This is a genomic window from Clostridium chromiireducens, assembly GCF_002029255.1.
In the GTDB taxonomy this organism is placed as follows: Bacteria; Bacillota; Clostridia; order Clostridiales; family Clostridiaceae; genus Clostridium; species Clostridium chromiireducens.
Genome location: NZ_MZGT01000009.1, coordinates 74,019 through 93,977 on the forward strand (window position 1 = coordinate 74,019; position 19,959 = coordinate 93,977).

General features: G+C 31.3%; 20 protein-coding genes. 19 read left to right on the forward strand and 1 reads right to left on the reverse strand.

All coding sequences use genetic code 11. The features are described 5' to 3' along the window. The first annotated feature begins 198 nt into the window (after nucleotides 1-198). From CLCHR_RS04530 to CLCHR_RS04540, 3 genes are all read left to right on the forward strand, one after another. Complete coding sequence (locus CLCHR_RS04530) at nucleotides 199-1,881, forward strand: AAA family ATPase (protein WP_079438505.1); 1,683 nt, start codon at nucleotides 199-201, stop codon at nucleotides 1,879-1,881. Between the two features lie 78 nt (nucleotides 1,882-1,959). Then, entirely contained in the window at nucleotides 1,960-2,889 is a 930-nt protein-coding gene (locus CLCHR_RS04535) for a tetratricopeptide repeat protein (RefSeq protein WP_079438506.1), read from the forward strand. 75 nt (nucleotides 2,890-2,964) lie between these two features. Then, on the forward strand, nucleotides 2,965-3,303 hold the full coding sequence (locus CLCHR_RS04540) for a hypothetical protein (RefSeq protein ID WP_079438507.1): 339 nt from the start codon (nucleotides 2,965-2,967) through the stop codon (nucleotides 3,301-3,303). A 517-nt stretch (nucleotides 3,304-3,820) separates the two neighbouring features. Here the strand turns inward: CLCHR_RS04540 and CLCHR_RS04545 are convergent. Continuing rightward, on the reverse strand, nucleotides 3,821-4,420 hold the full coding sequence (locus CLCHR_RS04545) for a hypothetical protein (RefSeq protein WP_079438508.1): 600 nt from the start codon (nucleotides 4,418-4,420) through the stop codon (nucleotides 3,821-3,823). Between the two features lie 408 nt (nucleotides 4,421-4,828). Between CLCHR_RS04545 and CLCHR_RS04550 the strand changes: the two genes are divergently transcribed. From CLCHR_RS04550 to CLCHR_RS04625, 16 genes are all read left to right on the forward strand, one after another. Then, nucleotides 4,829-5,278 (forward strand): MarR family winged helix-turn-helix transcriptional regulator, encoded by a 450-nt coding sequence (locus CLCHR_RS04550; protein WP_079438509.1) that lies wholly within the window; start codon nucleotides 4,829-4,831, stop codon nucleotides 5,276-5,278. A gap of 14 nt (nucleotides 5,279-5,292) precedes the next feature. Next, entirely contained in the window at nucleotides 5,293-6,270 is a 978-nt protein-coding gene (locus CLCHR_RS04555; protein WP_079438510.1) for a beta-ketoacyl-ACP synthase III, read from the forward strand. Nucleotides 6,271-6,505: 235 nt separating this feature from the next. Beyond that, a complete protein-coding gene (gene fabK / locus CLCHR_RS04560) occupies nucleotides 6,506-7,447 on the forward strand; it encodes an enoyl-[acyl-carrier-protein] reductase FabK (protein WP_079438511.1) in 942 nt (313 codons plus the stop codon). After that, nucleotides 7,440-8,378, forward strand: coding sequence for an ACP S-malonyltransferase (gene fabD, locus CLCHR_RS04565; protein ID WP_079438512.1), 939 nt, complete (start codon nucleotides 7,440-7,442; stop codon nucleotides 8,376-8,378). Before fabK ends, fabD begins: the two co-directional genes overlap by 8 nt. 78 nt (nucleotides 8,379-8,456) lie before the next feature. Beyond that, nucleotides 8,457-9,197 carry a 3-oxoacyl-[acyl-carrier-protein] reductase gene (fabG, locus tag CLCHR_RS04570; protein ID WP_079438513.1) on the forward strand — a complete coding sequence of 247 codons (741 nt, stop codon included), beginning with the start codon at nucleotides 8,457-8,459 and terminating at the stop codon, nucleotides 9,195-9,197. A gap of 18 nt (nucleotides 9,198-9,215) precedes the next feature. Then, complete coding sequence (fabF, locus tag CLCHR_RS04575; RefSeq protein ID WP_079438514.1) at nucleotides 9,216-10,451, forward strand: beta-ketoacyl-ACP synthase II; 1,236 nt, start codon at nucleotides 9,216-9,218, stop codon at nucleotides 10,449-10,451. Between the two features lie 167 nt (nucleotides 10,452-10,618). Then, nucleotides 10,619-11,128: an acetyl-CoA carboxylase biotin carboxyl carrier protein gene (gene accB, locus CLCHR_RS04580; protein ID WP_079438515.1), complete on the forward strand. Its 510-nt coding sequence runs from the start codon at nucleotides 10,619-10,621 to the stop codon at nucleotides 11,126-11,128. Nucleotides 11,129-11,131: 3 nt separating this feature from the next. Next, nucleotides 11,132-11,560 (forward strand): 3-hydroxyacyl-ACP dehydratase FabZ, encoded by a 429-nt coding sequence (gene fabZ, locus CLCHR_RS04585; RefSeq protein WP_079438516.1) that lies wholly within the window; start codon nucleotides 11,132-11,134, stop codon nucleotides 11,558-11,560. A 14-nt stretch (nucleotides 11,561-11,574) separates the two neighbouring features. Further along, nucleotides 11,575-12,930: an acetyl-CoA carboxylase biotin carboxylase subunit gene (locus CLCHR_RS04590; RefSeq protein WP_079438517.1), complete on the forward strand. Its 1,356-nt coding sequence runs from the start codon at nucleotides 11,575-11,577 to the stop codon at nucleotides 12,928-12,930. Beyond that, nucleotides 12,920-13,795 (forward strand): acetyl-CoA carboxylase, carboxyltransferase subunit beta, encoded by an 876-nt coding sequence (gene accD / locus CLCHR_RS04595; protein WP_079438518.1) that lies wholly within the window; start codon nucleotides 12,920-12,922, stop codon nucleotides 13,793-13,795. Before CLCHR_RS04590 ends, accD begins: the two co-directional genes overlap by 11 nt. Further along, entirely contained in the window at nucleotides 13,788-14,606 is an 819-nt protein-coding gene (locus CLCHR_RS04600; RefSeq protein WP_079438519.1) for an acetyl-CoA carboxylase carboxyltransferase subunit alpha, read from the forward strand. Before accD ends, CLCHR_RS04600 begins: the two co-directional genes overlap by 8 nt. Nucleotides 14,607-14,883: 277 nt before the next feature. Beyond that, nucleotides 14,884-16,020, forward strand: coding sequence for a P-loop NTPase family protein (locus CLCHR_RS04605; RefSeq protein WP_242965988.1), 1,137 nt, complete (start codon nucleotides 14,884-14,886; stop codon nucleotides 16,018-16,020). Nucleotides 16,021-16,061: 41 nt separating this feature from the next. Beyond that, nucleotides 16,062-16,475: a HutP family protein gene (locus CLCHR_RS04610; RefSeq protein ID WP_079438520.1), complete on the forward strand. Its 414-nt coding sequence runs from the start codon at nucleotides 16,062-16,064 to the stop codon at nucleotides 16,473-16,475. Between the two features lie 233 nt (nucleotides 16,476-16,708). Continuing rightward, nucleotides 16,709-17,722 carry an ABC transporter substrate-binding protein gene (locus tag CLCHR_RS04615; protein ID WP_079438521.1) on the forward strand — a complete coding sequence of 338 codons (1,014 nt, stop codon included), beginning with the start codon at nucleotides 16,709-16,711 and terminating at the stop codon, nucleotides 17,720-17,722. Beyond that, nucleotides 17,722-18,636 carry an ABC transporter permease gene (locus tag CLCHR_RS04620; RefSeq protein ID WP_079438522.1) on the forward strand — a complete coding sequence of 305 codons (915 nt, stop codon included), beginning with the start codon at nucleotides 17,722-17,724 and terminating at the stop codon, nucleotides 18,634-18,636. Before CLCHR_RS04615 ends, CLCHR_RS04620 begins: the two co-directional genes overlap by 1 nt. After that, nucleotides 18,602-19,396 (forward strand): ABC transporter ATP-binding protein, encoded by a 795-nt coding sequence (locus CLCHR_RS04625; protein ID WP_079438523.1) that lies wholly within the window; start codon nucleotides 18,602-18,604, stop codon nucleotides 19,394-19,396. The genes CLCHR_RS04620 and CLCHR_RS04625 overlap by 35 nt, the downstream gene beginning before the upstream one ends. Nucleotides 19,397-19,959: the final 563 nt, after the last annotated feature.

Consider the following 19,959-nt stretch of genomic DNA (forward strand, 5'->3'; position numbering starts at 1 on the left):
TTATATAAGGAAGTGTGTTAACACCTATCGTTTGGAGTTTTAGGGGGGGATATGCTTCCTTATTGTTATTTTAGATATTAATTTACGGATTATAGTATTGATTATAGAAAGTAGGCTTCTTTTAATAGTATATAAAGTTGGATATAATAGAGATAGTATATGGAGAGAGTAAATTAAAAGAAGAAAGAAGGTGCTGTTATGAAAAAGAATATACAAATAGGAACATCTGATTTTAAAAAGTTAATAGAAGGGAACAATTACTTTGTAGATAAAAGCCTGTTAATTAAAGAATTCTTAGAAAATAGTGCAGATATAATTTTGACACCTAGACCAAGAAGATTCGGTAAAACTTTAAACTTAAGTATGTTGAGATACTTTTTTGATATAAGAACAAAGGAAGAGACAAAGGATTTATTTAAAGGTTTGAAGATAGAAAATGAAAAAGATATAATGAAGCTTCAAGGGGAATATCCAGTTATTTTTATTACCTTTAAAAATCAAAAGCATTTGTCATATGATAATTTCGAAGATGGAATTAAGATGCTATTGTCTAATTTATATAGGGAGCATGAATATTTATTACATAGTCCTAAGTTATCAGAATTTGATAAAAACGACTTTAAAGAGGTTATTTTAAGAAATCCATCCATAGGACTTTTATCAGAAGGAATAAGTAATCTTATGGGATATATGAATAAGCATTACGGAAGAAAAGTCATGTTATTCATAGATGAGTATGATGTGCCGATTCAAGAAGGGTATATGCGTGGATATTATAATAGTATGATTGTCTTAATAAGAAATCTATTAACAGCAGCTCTTAAAGATAATTCATATGTTGAAAAATCTCTTATTACAGGAATACTTAGGGTAGCAAAAGAAAGTATTTTTTCAGGACTTAATAATGCAGAAGTAAATACGATTGTAAGGTATAGCTTTAATGATAAATTTGGTTTTACAGAAAGTGAAATTGAAGATTTAGTTAATTACTATAATGAGGAAGAAAATATTGAAATTATAAAACAATGGTATAACGGATATGTTTTTGGTGGAGAAATAATATATAACCCTTGGTCAGTCTTGAACTATTTAAAGAATCCAAGAGAAGGATTTATGCCATATTGGATTAACAGTAGCAGCAATGATTTGATTAAAAGATTATTAATTAAAGGTGATAAAGAAATAAAACTTGAGTTGGAAGAGCTTATAGAGGGTAAATCTATAAATAAGGAAATAGATGATACTATAGTAATGGCAGAGGTTGAAGATTCTAATCAAAATATTTGGAGTTTTTTATTGATGAGTGGATATTTGAAGGCTGTTAAGACAGAACTTATAAGAGGTAGATTGAATTGTGAACTTAAGATTCCAAATGAAGAAGTGCAGATATTTTATGAAAACCTAATAATAAAATGGTTTCAAGAGACTATGAGCAATCAGAAATATGAAGAAATGCTTGCTAATTTAATAACTGGAGATATAGAGAATTTTAGTTATGCATTTGAAGAATTCGTAATTAATAATATAAGTTATTTTGATGTGTCAGGAAAAGAGCCAGAGAAAATATACCATGCTTTTGTACTTGGTATGCTTATATCAATTTCTAATACTCATGAGGTAAAATCTAATAAAGAAAGCGGTTATGGAAGATATGATGTAATGATAATTCCTAAAGATATTTCAAAACCCGGAATTATCATTGAGTTTAAAAAAATAAATAACTTATCCAAGGAAACGGTAGAACAAGGAACCTTAGAAGCTTTAAAGCAGATTGAAGAGAAGAAATATTGTGCAGAGATTTTAGCTAAAGAAATAAAAAATATCATAAAACTTGCGATTGTTTTTAAAGGTGAGGAAATAAAAATTACCCAAGGTAAGTGATGTTAGAAAAAGGGCTTAAGGATAGAGATAAAAAATAAGTTTTACAGTACGATTAAAATGAATGGATGAAGAGACAAGATGGAAAATAAGAATTATTTATACAATAATTATTTAAATATGGCGAGAAATTTAAGAACCGAAAATAATAAATTAAAGGCGCTAACGTTTTATAAAAAAGCTTATGCGCTAAGTATGGGAAAACAAGATACTGATTTGCTTATGGACATGGCCTTATTATATGATGAAATTGGATTTTCAGATGAAGCAGAAAAGAAATATTTAGAAGTAATTGAGCTAGATGAAGATGAGGCAATAGCATATTATGGTTTAGCTATAATATATGATGAAAATGGTGAATTAGAAAAAGCTAAAAGTTATTATGAGAAAGCAATAGACAAAAATCCTAATTATGATAAGGCGTATTTCTTCCTGGCAAATATATATGATGAATTTGGGGAAAAGGATAAAGCAATACTTTATTATAAGAAAGCAATTGAAATAAATCCAAATGACTTTTGGGCTTATGTTAATGTGTCCTGTATTCTTGAAGAAATCGATAGAAATGAAAAGGCCTTGCATTACATAGATAAGGCACTAAAAGTAGATAACAAGAATTATAAGGCGCTATTTAATAAGGCAGTAATATTAAATAAGCTAGATAGAGTTACAGAAAGTATAGAGTACTATAATAGGTCAATTGAAGAAAATCCTGAGTATCCCTATAGCTTTTTAAATTTAGCTGTTATATATAGAGAAGAGGGGGATTTTAATAAAGCTATAGAAATAATTAGTGAAGGAATAAGAGAAAATAGTGACGAAGGCTTTTTATACTATAATAGAGGATGTTTCTACGTTAACATAGAAGAAAATCTAAAAGCGTTTCAGGATATAGTTAAGAGCATAGAACTAAATGAGTTTTTCCTAGATTACATGAAAGAAGATAATGAACTAGATCCCATAAGACAACTAAAAGAATATAAAGAATTAATTATGGATAAAGAGCAGTAATTTAGATTTATGATGTGACTTACTTGAATATTACAATATTTATTACACAAGATATATCTAAAGGAGAGGTGTGTAATGAAGAAATTTATTGTATTATTCTTAATTTTTTTAGGTCTATCATTTAACTTTTTTGGAGTTATAACTTTTGCTGTAAATATTACTAATGTTATAAAAGAAGGAGTTTATACATTAGCTGATCTTCGGGTTTCTCCAGACAATCTTTATAACATCACAAATGTTTCGTCAACAGAAGATGCATATATAATTATTTTTAATGAAGATTATGTTATAATGCAATCTCTACGATTATCACCAATTATAAGAAGTTTTAATTTAATACCTTTAGAACCTCAATATAAACTTGTAGTACTTGGTAAAACAGAAGTTTTTATAGAACCAAGAAAAGTTCAATAGTTGGAAAGAAAAATAACTATTATGTGAAATATAAAATTAAATATTCAATGTTTATAACACCTGCTATAGGTGTTTTTTATGGCTTAAATGTTATTTATCTAAATATACCTAATTTATGTTGATTTAACATGAATTTAAATCATGCGTTGATAGATATATCTACATATTGTGTTTATACTTTGAAATAAATTCTACACCAGAAAGAAAAGTTATTCTTTTGCGCAGTGTTGTATTAGAAAAACGGCTATAGGATTTCTTGAGTAAAAGTTGTTCCGCATGAGTCTGAGTTATAGGGGGTCTATCACTATAAATATATGCAATACCAGAAAGGGAGTAGACTCTTTCATGCAGTGTTGCATTTAGAATAGGGCTGTAGGATTTCTTCATTAGAAGTTGTTCCATATCTGCTTGTCCCAAGGTTTCCTTGGGAACATGCGGATGTGGTGCAACTTCTGATGTTAGAAATCCACAGCCCTATTCTATAGCAACCGAAATAACAGAGTCTACTCCCTTTCGGTTAATTTCTATATTGAACAGTTGATAAATCTGAAGCATGTTCGTATTCTATTGGTTGGTTATTATAAAGGAACTTTACACCATCAATCCATTCTCCCTTTGATTTGTTATTAGATTGAAGGAAGTTTTCGATTAGTGTATTAGATGTAACAGAACCACCAGTTGATCCTTGGAATTTTGGCACCCATTTGCTGCTGCTTGAATCAGTTAAGTTTATAGTAGCAACTTTCTTGCCATTAACAGTATCAATTGATTTTATTTCAATAGGTAGTTTGTCGAATTTTTTCTCAGATACTGCCTTTGATAAGGCTTTTAATTTATCTTCAATACTTAATTTTGCATCAAGTTCAATAGTACCTGACTCATTAGGTTCCAAAGAATTTTCATCTATATTATATATAGAAAGTTTTACCTTATTTGCCTTTGCATCTTCATTGGTTTTATTGTCCTTTGCTTCAGAAGAGCTTTTGCTGTCATTATTTTGTTCTACAGTAGTATTGGTGCTGTCATTAGATTTAGATGTATCATTAGGCTTTGTATTACAGGAAACTAAAGTAATTCCTAACATCAAAACTGTAGCCAAAAACAATTTTCTTGTCATGATATGTACACCTCCTATTATTAGGTATTAATTATTATGTTATGTATTATTAATTAATTATACCATATGAAATTGGAAATTAAAAGTATGCTTAAAATGGAAAAAATTGAAAAAGATTTGACAACAGATTTTTAGTATAGTATATTTTGATTATCAAACTATTTGATATTAAAAATTTTCACATCATATTATTTTAAGGATGAAAAAATCATTACTAGTGTTTGCGTATTAATAAAAATTAAAGTATTTCTAAAAATAAATAATGTGTATTCTACTTGTTTCGTATGACATTTTAAAAGTTTAGTTGCTAAAAATAGTGTCATGTTACGAAATTTTATATTTTAAGGCATTAAAATATAAATGTATTATCAAATGATTTTTAGGTGCTAAAGTGGAGAGTGCAGATGAATGAGTAAATCAACAACATTGATTAATGAACTCTTGGTGCAGTTATTTAATGACGTCTTACAGATTGAAGAACAGACTTTAAAAAGTGGTGTGCTTTCAGATATTTCAATAACAGAAATACACACAATAGAAGTTATAGGCATGTATAATGAACGAACAATGTCAGAGATAGCTCAAAAATTAAAGATTACTGTAGGTACATTAACAACTGCGATTAACAGATTAATAAAAAAAGGTTATGTTGAAAGAGAAAGAATAGAAGAGGACAGAAGAGTAGTTTTAGTAAAGTTAACTAAAAGAGGAAAGTTAGCCTTTAGGCTGCATCAAAGATTTCATAGAGAAATGATAAATAATGCAATAGAAGGCTTAAGTTTAGATGAGGAAGAAATTCTAATCTCCTCTTTAAATAAAATAAATGACTTTTTTAAAGAAAAATATAAATTAGAATAAAAAAGGAGAGCACTATGAATAATGTTACAATTGCGGGGATTGGCGCGTATGTACCATCTTTAGTGGTTACAAACGAAAAGATAAGTGAATTTGTTGACACAAATAATGATTGGATAGTTGAAAGGACAGGCATTACAGAAAGAAGAATTTCAGAAGGTGAAAATACATCTGACATTTCAATAGAAGCAGCAAAAATTGCTCTTGAGAGAGCAGGTGTTAAAGCAGAAGATTTAGATTTAATAATCGTTGCTACAATTTCGCCAGATATGTTCATACCATCTGTTGCTTGTATAATGCAAAGTAAATTAAATGCAGGCAAAGCCGCTTGTTTTGATATAAGCGTTGCTTGTTCAGGGTTCTTATATGGACTTGAAATAGCAAATAGTATGATGAAATCAATGAATTATAAAAATGCTTTAGTAGTAGGCGCAGAAGTACTTTCAAAAGTAATGGATTGGTCAGACAGAGGAACCTGCATTCTTTTTGGTGACGGTGGTGGTGCAGCCGTACTTAAAAATGAACCAAGTGACTCAAAAGGAATTATAAAATCATATTTAAGATCAGATGGAGCAAAAGGAGAAGCTTTAACTATAGGAGCTGCTGATTTTAATACTCCATTTACTAAGGAACCACAATTAAAAGATAGAATAATTAAAATGAACGGTAGAGAAGTATTCAAATTTGCTACTAATGCAATAGTAGAGTCAGTTAATGAAATATTAAAAGACACAGGAGTTTCTCTAGACGAAATTAAATATATAGTTCCACATCAAGCAAATTATAGAATTATAAAGTCAGCTGCTAATAAACTTGGAATTGATGAAGAGAGATGGTATTTGAATTTAGATAGGTTTGGTAATACATCAGCAGGATCAGTTCCAATAGTGTTAAATGAAATGTATGAAAAGAACTTAATTAATAAAGGGGATAAATTTATTTTAGTTGCATTTGGTGGGGGATTAACCTATGCAGCTACATTAGTAGAATGGTAAAATTATAAAATGTCAATAAAGATTTTATTGGAGAATATGAACTTATTTTTAATTTTTTAGGGATGCAATTGATAATTACATCTTATATATAGTAAAATTACTTATCATATAATAGGTTATTTTATCTAGATAGCTCTTAAATACGATAAAGACAAATAGTTGATCCATTATTGTATTAGTAACAAGGTAGTATAGATAGTAATTTGTAGTTTGATAATGGTAGGAGGAGTTTATTATGGAAAAAAATAGAGTGTGTGAACTATTAAAAATAAAATATCCTATATTTCAAGGTGGTATGGCAAGAATTGCAGATGCTTCTTTGGCTTCAGGTGTAAGTGAAGCTGGTGGGATTGGAATAATAACAGGTGCGGCGCCAACTGAATGGGTAAGAGAGCAAATAAAAAAAGCTAAGGAAATGACGAGTAAACCATTCGGAGTTAATATAATGCTAAGAGCAGAAAATGCTGATGAAATAGCTGATTTGGTATGCGAAGAAGGCGTATCCGTTGTTACAACTGGTGCAGGAAGCCCAGGAAAATACATGGAAAAATGGAAAGCTCATGGAATCAAAGTTATACCAGTTGTAGCTTCAGTAGCTTTAGCAAAAAGAATGGAAAAAGCGGGAGCTGATGCAATTATTGCAGAAGGAACTGAATCAGGCGGTCATGTAGGACAATTAACAACTATGACATTAGTGCCACAAGTTGTAGATGCTGTTAATATTCCAGTTATAGCAGCAGGTGGTATAGGTGACGGAAGAGGTGTGGCTGCATCATTTATGTTAGGTGCTGAAGGCGTTCAAGTTGGAACAAGATTCTTAGTAGCTAAAGAGTGTACAGTACATCAAAATTATAAGGAAAAGATATTAAAGGCTAATGATATAGATACAGAAGTAACAGGAAGACCAACAGGTCATCCAGTAAGAGTTTTAAGAAATAAGCTTGCAAGAAATTACTTGAAATTAGAGAAAGAAGGAGCATCTGTTGAAGAGCTAGAAAAGCTTGGGATTGGTGCGCTTAAAAAGGCTGTTGTAGATGGTGACGTTGATAATGGATCTCTTATGTCAGGTCAAATAGCTGGACTTATTTGTAAGGAACAAACATGTAAAGAAATGATTGAAGAATTATTTACAGAAGCAGATGAAATATTTAAGCGTTTTGGAGGCAGACATGAATAGTAGTAAAACCGCATTTCTTTTCCCAGGTCAAGGGGTTCAAACTATTGGGATGGCAAAAGAACTTTGTGATAATATACCAGAATGTAAAGAACTTTTAGATCGTAGTGAAGAGATTTTACAAATGCCTATTAAGAAGATGATGTTTGAAGGGCCTGAAGATCTTCTTACAGCTACTGAAAATGCGCAGCCTACAATTCTTGTTGCGTCTTTAATAGCTCTAAAAGCATTAGAAATTAATAATATTGAGGCAGATTATGCAGCAGGACTTAGTTTAGGGGAATATGCAGCATTAATATACGGGGGAGCACTTTCTTTAGAAGAAGGATTACTACTTATTAAAGAAAGAGGAAGAATTATGGGCAGCGCTCTACCAGAAGGACTTGGTAAAATGGCTGCTGTGCTAAAATTAAGTGATGAGAAAATAGAAGAATTATTAACTAGAGCAGGTGAATTTGGAATAGTAGAAGGTGCTAACTTTAACTGTCCAGGTCAAGTAGTTATTTCAGGTGAAAATAACGCAATTGATGAAGCAGTAAAAATTGCAAAAGAATTAGGCGGCCTTGGAATTCCTTTAAAAGTAAGTGGACCATTCCATAGCTCTCTTCTTGAGCCAGCAAGTGAAGAATTCTTTAACACAATAAAAACTGTAGAAATTAAAGAAGTTAATAAAACAGTATATTCAAATGTAAAAGGACTTCCTTATGATAAAGAAGATGATGTTAAAGAGTTACTTAAGAAACATATAAGATCATCTGTACTTTTTGAAAAGACTATAAATCATATGATTGACAGTGGTGTTGATACTTTTATTGAAGTTGGACCAGGAAAAGCTCTTAGGGGATTTGTTAAGAAGATAAATAAAAGCGCTAATCTTTTAAATGTTGAAGATATGGCTTCATTAAATAGTACCATTGAAAAATTGAATAGTTAATAATTATCCACAATTAATATGGAAATCTAATATTAATTGTGGTTGTGTTATGAGTTGAAATATAGGAGGAAATAGTATATGCTAAAAGGAAAATGTGCAATTGTTACTGGAGCATCAAGAGGAATTGGAAAAGCGATTGCTTTAAAGCTTGCTTCTCTTGGGGCAAATATAGTTATAAATTATAGAAGCAATGAAAAAGAAGCTTTAGAAGTTGAAAGTCAAATAAAAGATATGGGTGTAGAAACTCTATGCGTAAAAGGAGACATCTCTAAGGCAGAAGAAGCTCTGAAACTTATTGCATCTGCAAAAGAAAAATTCGGAAGCATTGATATCATGGTAAATAATGCTGGTATTACAAAAGATACATTAATACTTAGAATGAAAGAAGAAGATTTCGATAGTGTTATTGATGTTAATTTAAAAGGAGTATTTAATTGCTTAAAAGCTATTACTCCAATTATGGTAAAACAAAAATATGGAAAGATAATAAATCTTTCTTCAGTTGTTGGAATATCAGGTAATGCAGGTCAAGTAAATTATTCAGCATCTAAGGCTGGAGTAATTGGAATGACTAAGTCACTTGCAAAAGAAGTTGGTTCAAGAGGAATCAATGTAAATGCAGTGGCACCAGGATATATTGAAACAGATATGACAGAAGCGTTAAGCGAAAAATATAAAGAAGAAATGAAAAATAATATACCGCTTAAGAGACTTGGGACTGCAAATGATGTAGCAGAAGTTGTAGCTTTCCTTGCAAGTGAAAGTTCAAACTATGTTACTGGTCAAGTTATCCAAGTTGATGGCGGAATGCTAATGTAATGGAGGAAGAGTTGAGTTATGGAAAGAAGAGTTGTTATTACGGGGATGGGAGCATTAACTCCAATAGGAAATGATGTAGATACATTTTGGAATAATGCTAAAGCAGGAAAATTAGGAATAGATTTTATAACATTAATTGATCAAGATTTAATAGATGTAAAAATTGCAGCAGAAGTTAAAGATTTTGATCCAGATACATTAATAGGTAGAAAAGAAGCAAAGAGATTAGATAGATTCTCACAATTTGCATTAGTAGCATCAGATGAAGCAATAAAAGATTCTGGTATAGATTTAGAAAAAGAAAACCTAGAAAGATTCGGAGTAATGCTTGGATCAGGAATAGGTGGATTCCAAACTATTGAAGATGAATGTACAAAAATTGCTACTGGAAAATCTAAGAGAGTTTCACCATTCTTCGTTCCTATGACAATAGTAAATTTAGGAGCAGGAAATGTAGCAATTAAGCATGGATTAAAAGGACCATGTACATCAGCAGTAACTGCATGTGCAACAGGAACAAACAATATAGGAGATGCATTTAGAACTATAAAACATGGATATGCAGATGTAATGCTTGCAGGCGGAGCAGAAGCACCTATAACTAGACTTGGAGTTACTGGATTCCATAGCATGAAAGCTTTAAATTCAGGAAATAATCCAAGTAGAGCATCTATTCCTTTTGATAAGGATAGAGGCGGATTTGTTATGGGAGAAGGTGCAGGAGTTGTAATTCTTGAATCTTTAGAACATGCAGAAGCTAGAGGTGCTAATATAATAGCTGAAATAGTAGGATATGGTTCAACTTGTGATGCATATCATATTACTTCACCAGATCCAGAAGGTACTGGTGCTGCAAGAGCTATGAAAGATGCGATTCAAGAAGCTGGAATAACGCCAGAAGATGTATCTTATATTAACGCTCATGGAACTTCAACAGAATTAAATGATAAGTTTGAAACATTAGCTATTAAAAATGCTTTTGGAGAAGCTGCTTATAAGATTCCAATATCATCAAGTAAGTCGATGACAGGACACCTTTTAGGTGCAGCAGGAGCAATTGAAGCAATAATTTGTGCAAAAGCACTGCAAGAAGGATTTGTTCCACCAACAATTGGATATGAAACAAAGGATGAAGGATTAGATTTAGATTACGTACCTAATGTAGGAAGAGCGCAAGAATTAGAATATGCACTTACAAATTCATTAGGATTTGGCGGACACAATGCAACTTTATTATTAAAGAAATGGAAATAATTTTTTTTATTACGATGAATGATGAATGATGAATAATGAATGATTGAGGGGGGAATTCCAGGCGGGATTTCTATGAAATAAAAGAAACTCCGAAGTAGTTTCGTCCTCAGTTATTCATCATTAATCATTAAGTTTAATTATTCATCCATTTAAGGGAGGATATATTTATGGACTTTGAAAAAATAAAGGAGCTTATTAAATTGGTTGATTCTTCAAGCCTAGCATTTTTTGAGCTTAAAAGTAATAATGATCATATAAAAATGGATAAATCTTTAAGCAGAGGATTAGCTGATAATAGTGGGGCTGCTGTTAGTGTTCCTGTTAATGCTAATGCTGCTATAAATTCAACTGTCTCAAATGAAAGTGCAGCTAGCTCTGTAGCAGCAAAAGAAGAAGCTATAAATTCTGTAAAAGAAGCAGCTATAGATGACAAAGATGTAAGCATCATAACAGCTCCAATGGTAGGAACGTTCTATTCTTCAGCATCACCAGAAAGTTCGTCTTTTGTAGAAGTAGGTGGTAAAGTTTCAAAAGGCAAAGTTATATGCATAATTGAGGCTATGAAACTTATGAATGAAATAGAAAGTGAATATAATGGTGTAATTGTTGAACGTCTAGCTAATGATGGTGATATGGTTGAATATGGCCAGCCATTATTTAAGGTTAAGGGGGAATAGGGATTGCTTAACGTAAATGAAATTAAAGAAATAATACCTCATAGATATCCTATGCTGTTAATAGACAGAGTTATTGAAATGGATATAGAAGAAAAATTGTTTGTAAAAGGATATAAAAATGTTTCTGCTAATGAAGCTTATTTTCAGGGACATTATCCACAAGAGCCAATTATGCCAGGGGTATTACAAATTGAGGCATTAGCTCAAGCAGGAGCAGTTGCTATTCTTTCAATGGAAAAATATAAAGGAAAGACTCCTTTATTTGCAGGAACTAATAAAGTTAGATTTAAGGGAAAAGTTGTACCTGGTGACAGGTTAGATTTATATTGTGAAATTATAAAAATAAAAGGACCTATAGGAATAGGCAAAGGAATAGCTTCAGTTGATGGGAAAACAGTTTGCGAAGCAGAAATACTTTTTGCATTGCAGTAGGATAGGTGATAAATATGTTAAAGAAAGTGCTAATTGCCAATAGAGGAGAAATCGCAGTTAGAATAATTAGAGCTTGTAGGGAAATGGGAATAAGTACAGTTGCCGTTTATTCAGAAATTGATAGAGAAGCACTTCATACGCAGTTAGCAGATGAAGCTGTATGTATTGGACCTGCAATGCCAAAAGATAGCTACTTAAATATAACTAATATCTTAAGTGCATGTGTTCTAACCGGTGCTGATGCTATACATCCAGGATTTGGATTCTTATCAGAAAATCCAAAATTCGCAAAGATGTGTAAACAGTGTAACATTAAATTTATAGGACCTGATTATGAAACTATTGAAAAGATGGGAAATAAGGCTAGAGCTAGAGAAATAATGAAAGAGTCTGGAGTTCCTGTAGTTCCAGGATATGAAGGCGAAATAAGAGATGAAAATCATGCTCTAGAAATAGCAAAAGAAATTGGATATCCAATAATGATAAAAGCATCAGCTGGTGGCGGCGGTAAAGGTATAAGAATTGCAAAAAATGATGAAGAATTCTTAATGGGATTTAAAACTGCAAAATCAGAAGCGAAAGCCTGTTTTGGAGATGATTCATTATATATAGAAAGATATATCCAAAAGCCAAAGCATATTGAATTTCAAATTTTAGCTGATGAACATGGTACTGTAGTTCATTTAGGTGAAAGAGAGTGCTCAATGCAAAGAAAGAATCAAAAGGTTCTTGAAGAAGCTCCATCTAATGTATTAACGCCAGAGTTAAGACATAAAATGGGTGAAATCGCTAAAAGAGCAGCAAGTGCAGTAGATTATAAAAATGCTGGAACTATTGAGTTTTTATTCGATAAAGAGAATAATTTTTACTTTATGGAAATGAACACAAGAATACAAGTAGAGCACCCAATTACTGAAATGATTACAGGAATAGATTTAGTAAAAGAACAGTTAAAAATAGCATCAGGTGAAAAACTTAGCTTTACACAAGATGATATAAAGATTAAAGGTCATGCTATAGAATGCAGAGTAAATGCAGAAGATCCAGAACATGATTTTAGACCATGCCCAGGAACAATTGAAGAACTTTGCGTTCCAGGTGGAATGGGAGTAAGAGTGGATTCAGCAATATTCTGTGGATATAAAATACCACATTGCTATGATTCAATGATAGCTAAATTAATCACTTTTGGAAATGATAGAAATGAAGCTATTGTAAAGATGAATAGAGCATTATCAGAATTTGCGGTAGGTGGAGTAAAAACAAATATTAATTTTGAGTTATCTATACTTGAAACTAAAGAATTCTTAGAAGGTGATTATGATACCTCATTTTTAGCAGAAAAGATGGTGAATAAGGATGTCTCTTAAGGACCTATTTATAAAAAAACAACAATATGCAACAGTCAGACCTTCAGTTGTTAGAAATAGTAAGCCACAGGAAAAACCAACTATTCCATCAGGAATGTGGGTAAAATGTGACAAGTGTAATGCAATGATATATGGTGAAGATTTAGAAAATACTAAACATGTTTGCACGGTTTGTGGCTATCATTTTAGAGTAAACGCAAAAGAAAGAATAAAAATTCTTTTTGATAAGGATACTTTTAAAGAGTTTTGGAGAGATTTGAAGACTACAAACCCATTAGACTTTAAAGGCTATGAAGAGAAACTTAAAAGTGGAAAAACTGATAGTAAAGAAGCAGTTGTAACAGGTGTAGGTCAGTTAAATGGAATAAATGTGGCTTGCGCTATTATGGATAGTTTTTTTATGATGGGAAGTATGGGTACAGTTGTTGGTGAAAAAATCACAAGAATTGTAGAATATGCTACGGAGAATAAACTTCCAGTTATTATTTTTACTGCATCCGGTGGTGCCAGAATGCAGGAAGGAATTTTTTCGCTTATGCAAATGGCTAAAATAAGTGCAGCCCTTGCGAAACATGATGAAGCAGGTCTTTTATACATTTCTGTATTAACAGATCCAACTACAGGTGGAGTAACAGCAAGTTTTGCTATGGAAGGTGACATTATATTAAGTGAACCAGATGCCTTAATTGGTTTTGCAGGAAGAAGAGTAATAGAAAATACAATAAAAGAAAGTCTTCCAGATGATTTTCAAAAGGCCGAATTCTTGATGCAAAAAGGATTTGTAGATAGCATTGTTGAAAGAAAAAACATAAGAGCATGCATATATAAAATTCTTATTTTACATGGGGTGAGAAATAATGGATAAAGAATTTATAAAGACTAATGTAACACCATGGGAAAGTGTTGAGATAGCAAGGCATAAAGACAGACCAACAGGGAAATTTTATATAGAAACTATATTTAAAGATTTTATAGAATTTCATGGTGATAGGAATTTTGGAGATGATAAATCCATTATTGGAGGAATTGCATCAATCAATGATATAAGCGTCACTGTAATTGCTATAACAAAGGGTTCAAATACCACTGAAAATATACAAAGAAACTTTGGTATGCCAAATCCAGAAGGATATAGAAAAGCCTTAAGACTAATGAAACAAGCAGAAAAATTTAAAAGACCAGTTATTTGTTTTGTAGATACTCCAGGTGCATTTTGTGGAGTAGGAGCAGAGGAAAGAGGCCAAGGTCAGGCTATAGCAAATAACCTTTTTGAATTAAGCAGATTAAAAACGCCAATAGTATCTATTGTTACAGGTGAAGGTGGAAGCGGTGGAGCTCTAGCGCTAACAGTTGCAGATAGAATTTTCATGATGGAGCATTCCATATATTCAATTCTTTCTCCAGAAGGATTTGCATCGATTTTATGGAAAGATGCAAGCCGTGCAAAAGAAGCAGCTGCTGTTATGAAAATCACAGCTAAAAACTTAAAGGATTTTAACATAGTTGACGATATAATAAAAGAACCTAGGGGTGGAGCACATAAAAATCCAGCTAAAACAGTTGAAAGTGTTAAAAAAAGTATTATAGATGCTTTAGCTGAATTAAGAGGAAAAGATTTAGAGTCATTACTTAACGAGAGATATAATAAATTTAGACAAATAGGAAATTTCTATTAATAAAACAAAAGAATTTATTGAAAAATATTGTATAATTCCAATGGGTTTTCCCATAAGCGGACTTTATAGAGTATGAACAGATTAAGTTAATAATCCCCGATAGGGGATTTTTTGCTTTTATTTTGAGGTATATGAGCCCCTTTGATTAATTAGCAGTTATGGTATAATGTTATAAAGATAAGAAAAATATTTATATGATTTTTAAATTGGTATTAATTTCATATGTTAAAGTAAAGCAGATTTTAATTGAAAATTTAAGGTGGTGTGTTTTATATTTATGGGAAAAAGATTTAATAGTACAGGGGTTTGCGTTTCACAAAAGCATTACATGGTTGATATAAGTAATAAAATTGAGCAGATAAAAAAACTTATAGATAACGAATTCTATTTTACAATAAATAGGCCCAGGCAGTATGGAAAGACAACGACTTTAAATGAAATAAATAATAAGTTAAAGGAATTATATTTAGTTATAAATATAAGCTTTGAAGGAATTGGCGATATTGTATTTGAAGACGAAAAAAAGTTCTGCAATAAATTTTTGAAATTAATTATTAAAGAATTATCATTTGTAGATAAAGAAGAAAAAGAGAGATTAGAAAAACTAAACCTAGAAATTAATGATATTGAAGAATTATCAGAAGTAATAACAAGATTTGTTGAGGGTGCTGAAAAGGATGTTGTTTTAATAGTAGACGAAGTAGATAAAAGTTCAAATAATCAATTATTTTTAAGTTTTATTGGAATGCTTAGAAACAAGTATTTATCAAGAGAAGTTGGGAAGGATTTCACGTTTAAAAGCGTTATTCTAGCAGGAGTTCATGATGTAAAAAGTTTGAAAATAAAGATTAGAAACGAGAACGAGGCAAAATATAATTCTCCGTGGAATATTGCAGTGGATTTCAATATAGACATGAGTTTTTCACCTAAAGAAATAATTACTATGCTAAATGAATATGCTATAGAAAATTCTCTGTTAATGGATATAGATAAATTAAGTGAAGAACTTCATTTTTTTACAAGTGGGTATCCATTTTTGGTTAGCAGATTATGCCAAATAGTAGATGAGAAAATTTATGAATTTGATAAAGAGCCGTGGACTATTAAAGACATTCATAAGGCAGTCAAGATAATTTTAGAAGAAAAAAATACGTTATTCGATAGTCTGATCAAGAACTTGGAAAATAATAAAGAACTTTATGATTATATTGAAGACATAATAGTAAGAGGAAATGTTAAGAGTTTTAATAATGATAATCCACTTATAGAATTAGGTTACCTTTATGGATATTTTGAAAATAAAGATGGAAAAGTTAATATATCGAACCGAATATTCAGTGAAAGAATATATAATTACATGATATCTAAATTGGAAAATGACTATAATAAAACAGGTATATGTTTAGGTCAATAAAGAGTAATGTTATAGGTTTCGATTGATTGGAGAGTGAAAAAATGGAAAGTAATAGTACAAAGGTTGCTAAAATTGCTACTAAGATGGCTATATGTGATAGACATGAGGAGGAGCGTCTTAAGAAAGTTTATGATGAAAAGGGAATAAAGGTTACTGCTGTAAATGTAGGTGGGAATATTAATTCGTCGATTACAAAGATACTTGAGAGTGCGTTAGTTGCAGCGAAGAGGAATGGGCTGATAAGGGAAGAACATTTACACGAAGGTGCTCTTATTGGTGCGGCGAGAGATGCTATTATTCAAATAGGTAATAGGGCAAGTGGTTTAAATGTCGGAGGAAAAATAGGAATAGCAAGAGGTGGAGAACATATATCGGTATGTATATTCTTAAACATAGGATTATTACATCTAGATGAAGTGGTTATAGGAATAGGTCATAGGTCACTTCCTATATAGTTATAATTTTTATAATAAAATACTTAAAAAGCCTCGAAGTATTGCGGGGTAACTTTACAAAAAAATTAAATTATGATATTATAATTTAAAAGATTTATAAATTATTATCAATTTATTTGAGTATTTATCATAAATATAGATATATATTTATGATTATATTTGTTAGTGACGTTTAAGGTTCTGGAGTATAGTAGGAAATTGATAATAAGGAAAATTAGTAGGAGGATGGAAACATGGTAGGAAAAAGAAAGTTAGCTATGCTATTAAGCACAGTTTTAGTTGGAGGAATCCTTGCAGGATGCGGAAAAAGTGCAACAGATTCTAACAATGGAAGTACTGCATCAGCAGTAAAAAATATTGGTGTTGTTCAATTGGTGCAACATGATGCGCTTGATGCATCTAACAAAGGTTTTGTTGATGGTCTGAAGGAAAAAGGATTTGAGGACGGAAAAAATATTAAGATTGAACAACAAAATGCTCAAGGTGAACAAGCTAATGCTCAAACAATTTCTAAACAATTTGCAGATGCTAAAAAGGATTTAATTTTTGCAATTGCTACACCAGCAGTTCAAGCAGCGTATAATTCAACTAAGGATATTCCAATAATATTCACAGCTGTAACAGATCCAGTAAAAGCAGAAGTAGCAAAGGATTGGAAGAGTTCAGGTACAAATGTTACTGGTACATCAGATAAGGTTCCAGTTGATAAGCAAATAGAATTACTTAAGCAATTATTACCAAATGCTAAGACTGTAGGTGTTATTTATAATACTTCAGAAACAAATTCGGTAATTCAAGTTGATGAACTTAAAGCAGCAGCTCAAAAACAAGGATTAGCTGTAAAAGAAGTTGGAGTTACTAATGTAAATGAAATAAATCAAAATTTAGCAAGTGCATTAGGTGAAATGGATGTATTATATACACCAACTGATAACACAGTAGCTTCAGGATATGCATTAGTAGGTAAACTTTGTTTAGATAAGAATATTCCTATTATAGGTGCAGAAGAAGCGGTAGTTACTAAAGGTGGTCTTGCATCTATAGGTATAGATTACTACCAATTAGGAAAAGAAGCAGGATATAAGGCTGCAGAAGTATTAGGTGGAAAGAAGCCATCAGAAGTTGAAATAAGTACATTAAGTAAAATGTCATTTACTATAAACACTGATGTTGCAAAGAAATTAAATATTACAATTCCATCAGATATAGAATCAAGTTGTAAAAAGGTAACTGGAGGCGTTGAGTAGTGGATGTTTTAATTAACATTTTAGAACAGGGACTACTATTCTCGATTGTTGCCATTGCAGTATATATAACGTATAAAATCTTAGATTTTCCGGATATGTCTGTTGACGGTACATTCCCAATGGGAGCTGCTATTTCATCAACACTTCTAGTTAATGGAGTTAATCCATGGATTAGTATTATAGCAGCAGCCATTGGAGGTGCAATAGCTGGAGCAATAACAGGTTTTTTACATGTTAAGTTTAAGATTGATAATTTAATGGCTGGAATACTTATGATGATAGGATTATATTCAATAAACTTAAGAATAATGGGGAAAGCAAATGTCCCTTTGTTTAATGTAGGAAATATATTTAAATCAGGAATCCCAGCTGTGGTAATTATTTTAATAATACTTTTAGTAGTAAAATTATTACTTGATGTATATCTTAAGACAAAATCAGGATTTTTGCTTATAGCAGTAGGTGATAATGAGCAGGTAGTTTCTTCAATTGGAGTAAATAAAGACTTAGTTAAAATACTAGGACTTGTTATAAGTAATGGATTAGCTGCACTTGCAGGAGCATTGATGGCTCAATACCAAGGTTTCAGTGATGTTGGTATGGGTACAGGTACAGTAGTAATGGGTCTTGCAGCTGTAATTATAGGAAGTTCTTTATTTGAAAAGATTTCTTTTATAAAAGCAACTACATTATCAATATTTGGTGCAATTATTTATAAATGTGCCATTGCCCTTGTATTAAAATATGGATCTGTAGTAGGAATAACTGCTAATGATTTAAAATTAATGACAGCAATAATTGTTGTTGTAGCACTATGCTCTAATAATGGAATTTTTAAATTCAGAAAGAAAAAGACTCTTGTGGAAGGTGGTGCACAAAATGTTAAAAGTGAAACAACTATCCAAAGTGTTTAATCCAAATACTATAAATGAAAACAGAGTTTTTGATAGATTATCTCTAGATGTTAAACAAGGTGATTTTATAAGTATTATTGGTTCTAATGGAGCAGGTAAATCAACACTTTTAAATATGATATCAGGAACCCTTCAAGCGGATTCGGGATCTATATTATTAGATGGTAATGAAGTTATTAATAAACCAGAGTATGCAAGATCTAAATCTATTGGAAGAGTATTTCAAGATCCGTCAAAGGGAGTAGCACCTAATATGACGATTTTAGAAAATATTGCTCTTGCAGATAATAAAGGTAAGACTTTTGGTCTTAGCTTTGGAATCAATAAAAAGAGAATAGATTATTATAAGGAAATGGTAAGAGAGCTTAATTTAGGGCTAGAAGATAAGCTTTATAATAAAGTAACACTTTTATCTGGAGGACAAAGACAAGCGTTGACTCTATTGATGTCCGTAATGTCGAAACCTAAATTATTATTGTTAGATGAACATACGGCAGCATTAGATCCTAAGACATCAGAAAAAATCATGGAAATAACAAGAAACATTGTTAAGGATAGTGGAATAACAACTCTTATGGTTACACATAATCTTAAACATGCTCTTGAACATGGAAATAGACTTTTTATGATGCATAGAGGTCAAATCTTAGTTGATGTTAAAGGTGAAGATAAAGAAAAACTAGATAACAATAAACTTCTAGGACTATTCGAAAAAGCAAATGGATCAGAAGCATTAAGTGATAGAACTTTATTTGGATAACTTAATTTGTGATATAAAAACCGAAAGAACTGGTAGTCTGTTACTCGGTTGCTAGAGAATAGGGCTGCGGATTTCTACCAGTAAAAGTTGTACTCATTCAAACTTGTTCCAAATATAAAATTTGGACAAGTTTGAATGAAACAACTTTTACTGAAGAAATGCCTGCAGCCATATTCTCAATGCAACACTGCGTAAAAGACTACCAGTTCTTTCTGGTGATATAGATAAAATAAGTAACTTGATATTATTATAATCGCATACGTAATTTGGATTTACATAATATGTGAATCGAGAGAATAGCTGAAGAAATGATTACAGCTATTTTTTTATGCAACACTGCGTAAAAGAGCACCTTCTCTTTCTGGTGAAATATATATTTAAAGGCATAAATCAAGTTTAGAACTTAAGCTTATGCTCTTGAAAGTTGTAATCATTTAACTAGTTCAAAATATAAAATTTGGACAAGTTTGAATGAAACAACTTTTACTGAAGAAATGCCTTCAGCCATATTCTCGATGCAACACTGCGTAAAAGACTACCAGTTCTTTCTGGTGATATAGATA

Excerpts from the sequence above, each read along its gene's own strand:
- CLCHR_RS04600 (WP_079438519.1), top strand. The coding sequence starts at position 13,788 with ATGGATAAAGAATTTATAAAGACTAATGTAACACCATGGGAAAGTGTT.
- CLCHR_RS04555 (WP_079438510.1), top strand. The coding sequence starts at position 5,293 with ATGAATAATGTTACAATTGCGGGGATTGGCGCGTATGTACCATCTTTA.
- CLCHR_RS04540 (WP_079438507.1), top strand. The coding sequence starts at position 2,965 with ATGAAGAAATTTATTGTATTATTCTTAATTTTTTTAGGTCTATCATTT.
- CLCHR_RS04610 (WP_079438520.1), top strand. The coding sequence starts at position 16,062 with ATGGAAAGTAATAGTACAAAGGTTGCTAAAATTGCTACTAAGATGGCT.
- CLCHR_RS04545 (WP_079438508.1), bottom strand. The coding sequence starts at position 4,420 with ATGACAAGAAAATTGTTTTTGGCTACAGTTTTGATGTTAGGAATTACT.
- CLCHR_RS04535 (WP_079438506.1), top strand. The coding sequence starts at position 1,960 with ATGGAAAATAAGAATTATTTATACAATAATTATTTAAATATGGCGAGA.
- CLCHR_RS04605 (WP_242965988.1), top strand. The coding sequence starts at position 14,884 with ATGGGAAAAAGATTTAATAGTACAGGGGTTTGCGTTTCACAAAAGCAT.
- accB (WP_079438515.1), top strand. The coding sequence starts at position 10,619 with ATGGACTTTGAAAAAATAAAGGAGCTTATTAAATTGGTTGATTCTTCA.
- fabD (WP_079438512.1), top strand. The coding sequence starts at position 7,440 with ATGAATAGTAGTAAAACCGCATTTCTTTTCCCAGGTCAAGGGGTTCAA.
- fabF (WP_079438514.1), top strand. The coding sequence starts at position 9,216 with ATGGAAAGAAGAGTTGTTATTACGGGGATGGGAGCATTAACTCCAATA.
- accD (WP_079438518.1), top strand. The coding sequence starts at position 12,920 with ATGTCTCTTAAGGACCTATTTATAAAAAAACAACAATATGCAACAGTC.
- fabK (WP_079438511.1), top strand. The coding sequence starts at position 6,506 with ATGGAAAAAAATAGAGTGTGTGAACTATTAAAAATAAAATATCCTATA.
- CLCHR_RS04530 (WP_079438505.1), top strand. The coding sequence starts at position 199 with ATGAAAAAGAATATACAAATAGGAACATCTGATTTTAAAAAGTTAATA.
- CLCHR_RS04590 (WP_079438517.1), top strand. The coding sequence starts at position 11,575 with ATGTTAAAGAAAGTGCTAATTGCCAATAGAGGAGAAATCGCAGTTAGA.
- CLCHR_RS04625 (WP_079438523.1), top strand. The coding sequence starts at position 18,602 with ATGTTAAAAGTGAAACAACTATCCAAAGTGTTTAATCCAAATACTATA.
- fabG (WP_079438513.1), top strand. The coding sequence starts at position 8,457 with ATGCTAAAAGGAAAATGTGCAATTGTTACTGGAGCATCAAGAGGAATT.
- CLCHR_RS04550 (WP_079438509.1), top strand. The coding sequence starts at position 4,829 with ATGAGTAAATCAACAACATTGATTAATGAACTCTTGGTGCAGTTATTT.
- CLCHR_RS04615 (WP_079438521.1), top strand. The coding sequence starts at position 16,709 with ATGGTAGGAAAAAGAAAGTTAGCTATGCTATTAAGCACAGTTTTAGTT.